This window comes from Vibrio sp. AND4, from assembly GCF_000171815.1.
In the GTDB taxonomy this organism is placed as follows: Bacteria; Pseudomonadota; Gammaproteobacteria; order Enterobacterales; family Vibrionaceae; genus Vibrio.
Map to the genome: position 1 here is coordinate 24,276 of NZ_ABGR01000021.1, position 10,903 is coordinate 35,178.

7 protein-coding genes and 1 pseudogene are annotated in these 10,903 nt (G+C 45.8%); 1 reads left to right on the top strand and 7 read right to left on the bottom strand.

All coding sequences use genetic code 11. The annotated features are described in order from the left end of the window. Positions 1 to 155 precede the first annotated feature (155 nt). The gene (locus AND4_RS15235) at positions 156 to 1,139 is read left to right on the top strand and encodes a porin (RefSeq protein ID WP_009843872.1); all 984 of its coding nucleotides are present in this window, start codon (positions 156 to 158) and stop codon (positions 1,137 to 1,139) included. 179 nt (positions 1,140 to 1,318) lie between these two features. Here the strand turns inward: AND4_RS15235 and AND4_RS15240 are convergent, their stop codons facing one another. The 7 genes and pseudogenes from AND4_RS15240 to AND4_RS15270 all read right to left on the bottom strand — a co-directional run. Continuing rightward, positions 1,319 to 3,484 (bottom strand): S9 family peptidase, encoded by a 2,166-nt coding sequence (locus tag AND4_RS15240; RefSeq protein WP_083796296.1) that lies wholly within the window; start codon positions 3,482 to 3,484, stop codon positions 1,319 to 1,321. 277 nt (positions 3,485 to 3,761) lie between these two features. After that, the gene (emrD, locus tag AND4_RS15245; RefSeq protein WP_009843874.1) at positions 3,762 to 4,967 is read right to left on the bottom strand and encodes a multidrug efflux MFS transporter EmrD; all 1,206 of its coding nucleotides are present in this window, start codon (positions 4,965 to 4,967) and stop codon (positions 3,762 to 3,764) included. A 254-nt stretch (positions 4,968 to 5,221) separates the two neighbouring features. Further along, on the bottom strand, positions 5,222 to 6,142 hold the full coding sequence (speB, locus tag AND4_RS15250; RefSeq protein WP_009843875.1) for an agmatinase: 921 nt from the start codon (positions 6,140 to 6,142) through the stop codon (positions 5,222 to 5,224). Between the two features lies 1 nt (position 6,143). Beyond that, positions 6,144 to 8,054, bottom strand: coding sequence for an arginine decarboxylase (gene speA, locus AND4_RS15255; protein WP_009843876.1), 1,911 nt, complete (start codon positions 8,052 to 8,054; stop codon positions 6,144 to 6,146). A gap of 416 nt (positions 8,055 to 8,470) precedes the next feature. Continuing rightward, on the bottom strand, positions 8,471 to 8,899 hold the full coding sequence (locus AND4_RS15260) for a RimK/LysX family protein (protein ID WP_009843877.1): 429 nt from the start codon (positions 8,897 to 8,899) through the stop codon (positions 8,471 to 8,473). A 56-nt stretch (positions 8,900 to 8,955) separates the two neighbouring features. Beyond that, positions 8,956 to 9,861 carry a 30S ribosomal protein S6--L-glutamate ligase gene (gene rimK / locus AND4_RS15265; protein ID WP_009843878.1) on the bottom strand — a complete coding sequence of 302 codons (906 nt, stop codon included), beginning with the start codon at positions 9,859 to 9,861 and terminating at the stop codon, positions 8,956 to 8,958. Between the two features lie 320 nt (positions 9,862 to 10,181). Next, positions 10,182 to 10,903 (bottom strand): annotated as a pseudogene (locus AND4_RS15270) (substrate-binding domain-containing protein); the annotation flags it as partial.

Here is a 10,903-nt window from a genome sequence, read left to right on the forward strand (position 1 = left end):
TTGTGATCACAAAACCTGTATGGCACCACCTGTTGCATAAGAAAAAATTTGTTTCATTTATATTTCATTACTACTTTGTTATGTGTTCGTTGTGATCTATTTATTTACCTTACTTACGCGGCGAACTAATACAAGCAACTATATGGATATTGAAAATGAAAATGAAAACTCTAGCCGTTGCAGTGGCGGCACTAGCAGGTGGTTCTCAAGTATTTGCAGCAGAAATTTACAGCAGTGATGGCACATCAATGTCTATCGGTGGCCACGTATCTGTCGGTGTTGGTGAGTACTTTGAAGAGGATGTGCGTGTCCATCAGGTATCTCCTCGTATTAATGTTGGTGGCAAGCACGATATCGGCAATGGTGTGACGGTTGATGCAAAAGGCGAATGGGCTCTGAACTACCTCGATGGTGGTGAGGGATCATTTGCAACCCGCCTTGGTTACATTGGTGCGACGCATGACCAATACGGTCGCTTAGTCGTTGGTACACAGTGGTCACCATACTACGATGTGGCTGGTGTTGCGGATATGCCAATCGCATTTGCCAATGATTTCTTATATGCAAATGGCTACTATGAGCTCGGTTCTGCTCGTGCTGAAAAAATGGTCAGTTACCGCAAAGGTTTTGAGTTTGGCGAAGGTTTCGGCCTAAACCTAGGCCTAGGTTGGCAAGGTAAGAATGGTAACTTTGACGATCGTGGACAAATTGCGCTCAGCACTGAATTAGCAGGCTTTGGACTTGGCTACGTATACAGCACTGGTGACATTAGAAATGGTGCTAAAAACGAGTCGGCAACTTCTCATGTATTTTCTGCTAACTACGGTAAATACGGTTCAGGTTTATATGCAGCATTAGTTTACGGAATGAATGACTATTTCTATCTTGGTAAAGAGGAAACTTCTCAGCTAGAGGGGTTACTCGCTTATGGTGTAAACGACTGGACGTTCAGTGTGAACTACGAGTCTGTTGAAGACGAGAAATTGAACAAAACACAATTTAGCCAAACTGCTTTGCAAGCTGAGTACGCGGTTACACCGGCATTCTACACGTTCGCTGGTTACCAGTTTGACCTAGGTAATGATATTGGTGATCCAGAAAACGACTACTGGACTCTAGGTGCTCGTTACTACTTTTAATCGGTAGGACAGTTTCTACTGCCTAAACACAATCATTGTGTTCACGCCTACTTGCTTTGAGTAGGCGTTTCTCTTTCGATTGAGTTCGTCTGGTTAATAAAGAAAAGTGTCAAGATTGAAAAATGCCCGCGTAAAAGCGGGCATTGTTTTGGTGGTTCATGATTGATGATGAATCAAGCTTATTTCGTTTCTAACAAATCTAGGAAAAAAGCGTACTCTAGAGCGTCTTCTTTTAATCGTTTAAATCGGCCTGACGCCCCACCATGCCCCGCCTCCATATCGGTTTTGAACAACAAAACGTTGTCGTCTGTTTTCATTTCACGAAGTTTGGCCACCCATTTCATCGGCTCAAAGTATTGAACCTGTGAGTCGTGCAAGCCTGTTGTTACCAAAATATTCGGGTAGTTCTGAACCTTCACATTGTCGTATGGCGAATAGCTCAGCATGTAATCGTAGTAAGTTTTATCGTTCGGGTTACCCCATTCATCGTATTCATTGGTGGTGAGAGGAATCGACTCATCAAGCATGGTCGTTACCACGTCTACAAATGGGACATGTGCGCCAATACCACGGTAGAGTTCAGGTGCTTGGTTGATGATTGCTCCCATCAGTAGCCCGCCAGCAGAGCCGCCAACCGCAAACACTTTATCTTGCGCGCCGTAGCCTTCTTTAACTAGGCCTTTGGTTACATCGATAAAGTCATTGAATGTATTCTGTTTTGTTAGCTTCTTACCATCTTCATACCAAGGGCGACCGAGCATTTCTGAACCACGAATATGGGCGATGGCGTACACGAATCCGCGATCAAGTAGGCTGAGACGGGTGGAGCCGAACGTTGGCTCAATGGTTGATCCGTAGGAGCCGTAGCCGTACTGGTAGATTGGGTTAGTGCCGTCTTTTTTAAACAAGTCTTTACGGTAGACCAATGAGACTGGCACTTGCTTACCATCACGAGCGGTAACCATGATTCGCTCAGATTGGTAGTTATCGGCATCAAAATCACCCAGTACAGGCGTTTGCTTCATGATTTCGGATTTACCCGTATTAAGGTCGAAATCATAGTAAGTGCCCGGTGTGGTTAGGCTACTGTAGTAGATGCGGACTTTTGAATTATCTAGTTCGAGGTTGCCCGTAAGGTAAGCAGCAAAAGCCGTATCATTAAATTCAAGTGGGAACGCTTTGCCCGTCGATAGTTGACGAATTTTAACGGTTGATAAACCGTTAGTGCGTTGCTCATAAACGAGGTGATCATCGAACAAATCGAAATCGACAAGCTGTGTGTCGTCATCGGCAGCAATGACATCGACCCATTTTGACCGATCGTGCATCTCTTCCGCTTTCACTTTCATCAAACGGAAATTCACTGCTTGATAGTTGGTGTAAATGTAATACCAATCTCCCAGCTTAGCGATGCTGTACTCAATGCCCGTCTCTCGTGGATAGAAAGCTTCGGCTTTGGCGTTTGGATCGCTCGCATCAATGACTGACACGCCACTGGTTTCGGTACTTGAGTGCCAAATGTAAACTTGTTCTCCGTCTTTACTCTTACTCAAGAAAGTGTAAAAAGCGCTGTCAGTTTCTTCATAGATTAAGGCATCGCTTGTCTGAGGTGTGCCTAATACGTGGCGATACACTTGATAACCTAACAGGGTTTGTGGATCTTTCTTGATGTAGTAGAAGGCTTGATTGTCGTTTTGCCATGCGATTGCACTTGATGCACCTTCAATTTCATCTTTTAGATATTTGCCAGTTGTGAGGTCTTTAATTTTGATGGTGTAAATACGGCGGCTCAGAGTGTCTTCACCGTAAGCCAACATGTTTTCATTTGGGCTCACGGATAGGCCACCAATGCTAAAGAACTCATGCGCTTTCGCCAGCTCATTAACATCCAAGATAACTTGCTTATCTTTACCAGCAAAGTCTTTGGCACGAAGGTGTACTTCGTATTCGTTGTCGCCTGTCACTTCATTGGAATAGTAGTAACTGCCCTTGCGAACAGGCACCGAATTGTCATCTTTCGCGATTCGGCCTTTGATTTCTTCAAATAATTGTTGTTGTGATGCTTCAGTGTGTTTCAGTACGGTTTCTGCGTACAGATTCTCTTGCTCAAGATGTTGCAAAATCGCTGGATCTTGACGTTTGTCATCACGCATCCAGTAGTAGTTATCGATTCGGGTATCACCATGAATCGTCATAGCGTGAGGGACTTTCTTAGCAACTGGGGATCGGGTTTGTTGAGCAATAATCTGCGATTGGGAGTAGTGGTTCATGGTTGGTATTCCTTGATTGCTGCATCCGACGACAAGCGCGACCGATACGGCCAGCGTGGTTAAAGTGAAACGCATCTGTGTATCCTTATTGTGTACTTTTATCGTGCCGCTTTGCCATTTATTTATTGTGCGAGCAAGAGTACGTTAGTGTTCTTCCAGTGAATATCTTTATATCGAATGGCAAATGAATAAGTTTTGTATACGCAACTGTTGTTTTAGCAAAGATTGAGTGGGATGTTAAATGCTATTGCTAGAGGATGAGAGCTAAAGAGTCAGGTGTGCGCAACAAAAAAGGGACACACTTTTCAGCGTGTCCCCTTTGTTTTTTTAGGGTGAGAATGAGGCTACTTTTTTAAATCGCCACTGGCATTTCGTTTGAATGGTCATGTTTGCGATTAACCCAACGTAAACCTATCATTGCGATGATCGACATAGCCATCATTAAACAACCAACAGGCATTTGGTCCTGCGCTGGAAACAACGAAGCTAATAGTGTTGCGATGCCCGCACCGAGATTTTGCATCCCCCCCAAAATCGCACCACCAGTGCCTGCATGGTATGGGAATGGTGAGAGTGCGCCAGTCGTCGCTGCTGGGAACAAAATGCCGGCGCCCAAGAAGTAGATGGTTGCACCGCCAACTAAGGTCAAAGCGGTGGTTAGACCCAACAGGCCCGGAATCAGTACCACTGCTGAGCCAACCAAGATGGCCACGAGTCCCACATTCAGCGCTCGGCGTTCTGAACGACGTTGTGCAATGTAGCTCGATAGGCCTGCACCCACTAGGTAACCCGGAATCGGCAAGACAAACAGCAAGCTTACGGTGGTTGCTGGCAAGCCAAGTACGCCGCCCAGTAATACCCCAGCAGCCGCTTCAAATACTGCCACGCCAGCGAAGGTTGCAACTAATACCAACAAAAAGCCTTGGAAGCGTTTGTCGGACATGACGAACTTGTAGCTTTTTGCCACAGATTCATGTTTGCGACGTTCTTTCGGTAAGGTTTCCATCATGCTTGTCATCATAGTGATGACCACCGCGATACCAAATAGCGCTAAAAATAGGTAGCTAGAGCGCCAGCCGAATGTTTCGGTTAGGTAACCGCCTAATACAGGTGCAATTAGTGGTGAGAAAATCACACACATGCTGATCAAGCTGTTTGCTCGGTGCAGTTCTGCGCCCTCAAAGCAGTCACGAGTCAGTGTACGAGACATAGCACCACCACAACCGATCCCTAAGCCTTGGATAAAGCTGCCAGCCAGAAACCACTCGTATTCATGGGCGAATAACGCGACTAAAGTACCGAGTATGTAGATGATCAAGCCCACAACGATAATAGGTTTGCGACCAAGGCGATCAGAAAGCGGACCGTACACAAACTGCGATAAGCCGTAAGGGATGAGGTAACAGGCCATCACGGCTTGAAGCGAAGATGCTGATACCAAAAATTCTCTCGCCATATGACCGATAGAAGGCACGTACATCGTTTGAGTCATTTGACCTACGGCAGTCAGGATTGCGATTAAAAAGGTAAGTTTCGCTAATGGAAACGAGGCGGACATTTTCGTATCTCTCCCGAAGTTTAAGACGTTAAAAGCCTTAGCGCACCATATAGGAGAGCCAAGTAAACAAAGTGGTTGGGGAATCTAAGCGCGAGATATTAGAGCTTGAGTGCTGACTTATCAATCAAAAATTGTGATCTTGAGCAAGATAAAAATCTATGATTTGAATTAGAAAATCTAATCTATTTGAAAGTGTGTAGAAAAAGGAGCCGAAGCTCCCTTTGAAGTATTGTTCTGGTCTGGAACCACTTTTGTTATCCGCGATTGGAAGCGTAGGCGTAAAGCAGTTCAAGCGCGATGGTCGCACCAGCCAATGCAGTTACATCACTGTGGTCGTAGGGAGGAGAGACTTCCACCACGTCCATGCCTACAATATTCATGCCCGCAAAACCACGAATGATCTTAAGAATTTTATCTGAGTTCAAACCACCACAAACGGGCGTACCTGTACCTGGTGCAAACGCCGGATCCAGACAGTCGATGTCAAAAGTCACGTACACTGGCTTATCCGCAACCGTACGATGAATCTCTGCCAGAATCTCTGTTACTGACATGTCGTTCGCTTGCATTGCGTTGATCACATTGAAGCCGTGATCGTGTTGAGCATATTCGGTACGAATACCAATTTGTACCGAGTTCTTCGCAGAAATTAGCCCTTCTTTTGGCGCATGATAGAACATAGTGCCATGGTCGTAAGAACTGCCGTTTGCGTACGTGTCAGTGTGCGCATCGAAGTGAATCAGTGCCATTTGGCCATGGTGCTTTGCGTAAGCACGTAGGATCGGTAGCGTGATGAAGTGATCCCCACCCAAGCCGAGCATTGTCTTACCGCTCTTGAGAATTTCATTTGTCGCAGCTTCTAGGCGGTAAGTGAAATCTTCCGCATCACCACAATCGAAGACCAGATCACCTGCGTCTATCACTTTCAATTTATCAAATACGTTGAAGTCCCAAGGGAATTTTTTGCCTTCCCAAGCAAGGTTTACAGACGCACGTCGGATCGCATCTGGCCCCATACGTGCGCCAGGGCGACCAGAAGTCGCCATGTCTAGAGGAACCCCGAGCACCACAACGTCTGCGTCTACCGATACTGGGTTTTTGACGTAAGGTCGACGCAGAAACGACATAGAGTTGGAGTAGAGCGAATAATCGGTTTTAGTAAACAAATCATTCATATCAGAAATCCTCTAAATAGGTATAGCCCGCCAAACCTTGTTCGAGTTCAGCGAGGATTTGCTCTTGTTCACTGGCTTCAACACGTGCTGAAACCAATTGTTTGTAATTGTCACGAATCGCATCTACGTCGATATGAACGTAACGCATCATGTCTTCAACGCTATCACCTTGGTTGATGTAGCTGATCTCAAAGCGACCTTGTTCATCCACGTTGACTACTGCACTGTGGGTATCACCAAATAAGTTATGCATGTCGCCTAAGATTTCTTGGTACGCGCCTACTAAGAAGAAGCCCATTAGGTACGGTTTGTCTTTACTCCATGCTGGTACTGGCAATGTACTCTCAATGCCTTGACCATCAACGTAATGGTCGATAACACCATCGGAGTCGCAAGTGATATCCAACATCACCGCACGACGCTCTTCCACATCACCAAGACCAGAAAGTGGTAGAACAGGGAACACCTGATCAATCCCCCATGCATCTGGCAGAGATTGGAAAAGAGAGAAGTTTACGAAGAACTTATCCGCCAGGCGTTCGTTTAACTCATCCAAAATTGGACGATGGAAACGGTTCTTGGTGCTCATTTGACGACTAAGCTCGAAGTAAATACGTAGCGACAGCTGTTCTGCCCATGCACGTTGTTCGAGATTCAGAACGCCAGTAGCAAATTGGGAGTGGACCTCTACCAAATCGCTCTGGGTATCGTTGTAAATCTCTATCAATGCACGTGCATCTGTACCGTCTTGCAGGTTTTGCCAGTTTCGCCACATGTTTTGTAGCAAGAACGGTGCATCTGCCGCTGGCTCGAAGACTTCTTCCGGCTGGTATGTCTCATTACCAATAACATTAGAAATTAACACCGCGTGGTGTGCAGTCAAAGAGCGACCCGATTCAGAGATGATCACAGGCATAGGCTGTTCGTACTGCTGACACACATCACCTACCGTGTTAACGATATTTCGTGCGTATTCTGCTAGGCCGTAGTTCATCGAATTTGATGACTGGCTGCGTGTGCCGTCATAGTCTACTGCCAAACCGCCGCCAACATCGAAGTAATCAATGTTGGCCCCCATGGCACGTAATTCACAGTAGAAACGTGCAGATTCATTTACACCATTACGAACGTCACGGATGTTTGCCATCTGTGAGCCAAGGTGGAAGTGAACCAATTGCATGGTGCCCAGCTGGTCTTCGCGTTTTAGACGCCCAATCACGCTCAATACTTGCGATGCCGACAGGCCGAACTTCGACTTCTCACCACCGCTTGCTTGCCACTTGCCTGCACCTTGAGACGCAAGGCGGATGCGCAAGCCAAGACGCGGTGTTACGCCCAAGCTTTTTGCTTCTTCAAGTACCAGATCAAGCTCAGAGAGTTTCTCAAGAACGATAAAGACTTTGTGACCGAGCTTTTCACCGATCAGTGCAAGACGCACATATTCACGGTCTTTGTAGCCATTACACACGATGACGGAGCTGCCTTGTTGAGCCAATGCTAATACAGCCAACAATTCTGGCTTACTGCCTGCCTCCAGACCGAGTTGTTTGTTTTCTAGTTGTGCTTGGCTCGCCAGAATTTCGTCAACGACCTCACGCTGCTGGTTTACTTTAATCGGGTAGACCAGTAGGTATTTATTTGGGTATTGGTATTCTTCAATCGCTTGGTTGAAGGCCTGACAAATGCCATGCACACGTTGGTGTACGATCTGCGGGAAGCGCACTAACACCGGCAGATTTAACTGCTTTGCTTCGAGCTGGTCCACGATGGCACTGAAAGGAATTTGGTGCATGTGGTCGCTCCGAGGAGATACATATACCTCGCCTTGGTCATCAATTCCGTAGAAGCCTTGGCTCCAGTAGTGAACATTGTAGTCTGCGCGAATGCGATCTAATTTCGTTGCTTTTTCCAACTTGATTCTCTCAAAAATGTATTTAAGCCCCCATAGGAGATAGAGGAGAAAATACAAAAAAGCAAATCATGAGGTGCTCACCTCATCCCCTGACACGGACTCCTCCGTGCGCGCGCATTAACGGATAAAACTTAACCAAAGTCTAATGATTAAAATTTGTATTTTCGATTAATCGCTTTTGTCATTCTGTGGTGTGAATATTTTTTCATAGGGTGTCCATTGTGCTGTTATAGCTAGTCTGAACAGTAAGCGTTTGGTCGGTGGGCACAACAATAAATACTCACTAAACAGGGAGATGTTTTGCAATTGCACAGAATTCAGAGTTACATCCAAACCACTTATCCCGCCGAGTACTCAGACGAATAGCTGTTGCCAGATGAGCGAATGCGGAGTTTGCTCATCTGAAGTTATAGTCATTAGGACGCTAATAAGTGAGATTGGCTCGGGTCTACCAAGACTTTGTCAGCCATAGCCTGACGACCTAACAACATCATGTAGGTCATTTTTTCACGGTTAGTCAGAGTGATGTCAATCGGCCACTCTTGGTCACCCATGCGCAGCATCGTAGTGATCATACAGCGGTGTTCGAACGTTCCGTTTGATGATTTCACTTTGCGGCTCGTCTTCATTGGGGCTTTACAACGAACCACTTGTTCTAGGTGGTAAATATCTGGATGTAGGTCGAACTCTACGTATGACTGACCGTCTTGCTCAGTACAATCTATGTTATCTACGTGCAAAGAAGAAGTCTGTGCGCCTGTATCAATACGCGCTTCAAGGTGAGTAATCCCTAACTCAGGTAAGCAAATTGCTTCGGTGTTCCCAATGATCACTTTTTGATTCATAGTGTCATCCCAGCGGTGAGTGATAAAGAGCCTGTGGGCTCTTATTCAATTAATTATTAGCCTTTACCGCGAGTACGGTTAGCGTGTGGTTTTGCGTTCTTCTCAATGAAGTCGAAGATCATGCCAGCAACGTCTTTTTCTGTGGCTTTTTCGATGCCTTCAAGACCTGGAGAGGAGTTTACTTCCATCACAACAGGGCCGTTTTTAGATTGAAGAATATCAACCCCACATAGGTTGAGTCCCATCACTTTTGCGGCGTTTATCGCCGTTGCGCGTTCTTCTTTAGTCAGCTTCACGAGTTCGGCGGAGCCACCACGGTGAAGGTTCGAGCGAAACTCACCTTCTTTGGCCTGCCGCTTCATTGCCGCGATAACTTTATTACCAACAACGAGACAACGGATATCGGCGCCGTTTGCTTCTTCGATAAATTCTTGCACCATGATGTTTGCTTTAAGCCCCATGAACGCTTCGATTACGCTTTCTGCTGCTTTGGTTGTCTCAGCAAGTACAACGCCAATACCTTGAGTGCCCTCAAGTAGCTTGATGACCAATGGTGCCCCGCCGACGTTTTTGATCACGTCCTGAATGTTGTCAGGGCGGTGAGCAAAACCTGTACGAGGCAGACCAATGCCTTTTCTTGACAGCAGTTGCATTGATCGTAGCTTGTCACGGGAGCGACTGATTGCGACAGACTCGTTCACACAGAACGTGCCCATCATTTCAAACTGACGCACAACCGCTGTACCGTAAAAAGTGATAGATGCGCCAATGCGAGGAATGACTGCGTCGTACTTTGGCAATTCTTCACCCTTGTAGCGAATTTTAGGGTTGTTACTCGTAATATCCATATAGCAGTGCAACGTGTCGATCACATCGACTTGATGTCCGCGGTCTTCACCCGCCTGCTTTAGGCGGAGAGTCGAGTATAGATTCCCATTACGAGAGAGAATAGCAATACGCATGGCAATTCCTTAGTCAGTCAGTACCAAATTAAAATTAAATATAGGTTATAGTGAACTGGTTGCATATATTGTGACATAGTCCACACGTTTCAACGATTTAGAATTGTGGTTGGACAACCACGTCGTTAGAGGCTCGCACCTTAGGGGGTTTTCTCATTAGATGAAAACGAAAAAATATCATCGATACAACAAAAATAATTTATTGAATTCTTATGTCTTACTGGATACGACGGTCAAGGGTAAGAAAAAAGAAAATTGAATTTAAAATGAATGACTTTCGATACATAACTGCCAAACGGCTGTAAAGGTGACCTGAAATATCAACAGGCTCCAATCACACTCAATAAGACCTGCTTTATGGTTTGATAGCGAAGTGGCAATGTGCGACTGTGTTTTGTCACTAAGAACAGATCTTCATACACGGGGCGTTTTAACTCGGCGACATACAAGGTTTCTCTCAACGAAAAGCTTTCTACTGCACTGCGCGGCAAAACGGTAAAGCCGAGCCCTTTGCTCACGGGCAATAAGATTTGGCTTAATTGATTAACGTAGCCTGATAGCGGTAGATCACTGATCTTAAGTTCCTTTAAAAGAGGCTCGGCGCATTGTTCGAAAAATAGCGCCATGTAGTGTTTGGCATCTGGGTGCCCAATTACACCGCAGCTTTTTAGTCGCTCCGACGTTAACGTTTTTCCTTTATAGGATTGAGGTAAGATCAAGCATAACGTCTCTCGACCAATTTGCTCGCTTTGGAACTCGCCTTTGTTTGGTGAATAGGTCACTATGCCCATATCAATTCGTCCTTTAGCCACTCCGTCGAGAATAGATTGGTTAGGAGCCGCCTCCAGGTGAATCGATAAAGCCTTATGTTGCTGCTGTTTTTCGAGTAGCGGGTCAAACAGCCTTAAAGCAAGTGCGCCAGACATGCGAGTTTGCAGTATCCGGAATAAGATCATCATAGCTCAACTTTTCCAGTAGATTTTTTTCTCTTTTTCCTAACTCTGATGCGTAGCATAAACCATACGACCTTGCTCAGTCAGTC

What these genes read in the sequence shown, in the direction of transcription:
- speB (WP_009843875.1), bottom strand. Translation starts at nt 6,142, where the DNA reads ATGAATGATTTGTTTACTAAAACCGATTATTCGCTCTACTCCAACTCT.
- emrD (WP_009843874.1), bottom strand. Translation starts at nt 4,967, where the DNA reads ATGTCCGCCTCGTTTCCATTAGCGAAACTTACCTTTTTAATCGCAATC.
- rimK (WP_009843878.1), bottom strand. Translation starts at nt 9,861, where the DNA reads ATGCGTATTGCTATTCTCTCTCGTAATGGGAATCTATACTCGACTCTC.
- AND4_RS15260 (WP_009843877.1), bottom strand. Translation starts at nt 8,899, where the DNA reads ATGAATCAAAAAGTGATCATTGGGAACACCGAAGCAATTTGCTTACCT.
- AND4_RS15240 (WP_083796296.1), bottom strand. Translation starts at nt 3,484, where the DNA reads ATGCGTTTCACTTTAACCACGCTGGCCGTATCGGTCGCGCTTGTCGTC.
- AND4_RS15235 (WP_009843872.1), top strand. Translation starts at nt 156, where the DNA reads ATGAAAATGAAAACTCTAGCCGTTGCAGTGGCGGCACTAGCAGGTGGT.